The 448-nt window shown below is 50.0% G+C and carries 1 protein-coding gene and 1 pseudogene; both read left to right on the plus strand.

All coding sequences use genetic code 11. The features are described 5' to 3' along the window. A pseudogene (locus A3751_RS22480) lies at positions 1–281 on the plus strand (c-type cytochrome biogenesis protein CcmI); the annotation flags it as partial. Positions 282–300: 19 nt separating this feature from the next. Beyond that, positions 301–448, plus strand: a 148-nt coding sequence (locus A3751_RS21655; protein ID WP_255376060.1) for a 3-hydroxyacyl-CoA dehydrogenase NAD-binding domain-containing protein, incomplete at its 3' end; no start/stop codon positions are given.

Genomic DNA, 448 nt, shown 5'->3' on the forward strand with positions numbered 1-448 from the left:
CTAAGGCGCAGCAAGGGCCTCCAATGCCGCTTGCTGTGGCTCGTTATAGTCCTAGCGAGCTACCTGAGGCCATTGTACTAAACGATCGTTTAGCGATGATGCCGGAGCTCAAGATATCGTCTTTCGAATTAGTTGATCTCACTGCGCGTATTACTTCGGGAGGGGTAGAGCGACAGTCAGGAGACTACGAGGTGACGGTGAGAGGCGTTGCTGTTGGCCAAACAAGTCCCACGCCGTTGATGATGCAGATTAGCGGTGCTGATAAGATTTTAGAAAACTAGAAGAGACCAGAGGGTATATATGAAAAAGGTTGTTGTTATTGGTGCTGGCACAATGGGGGCTGGGATTGCGCAAACGTTTGCCGTTTCAGGCTTGCAGGTTGTTCTGAAAGACGTTGCTCAAGAAGCAGTGGAGCGAGGCATCGCAACGATAGAAAAAGGTCTTTCTC

This window comes from Oleiphilus sp. HI0080, assembly GCF_001635135.1.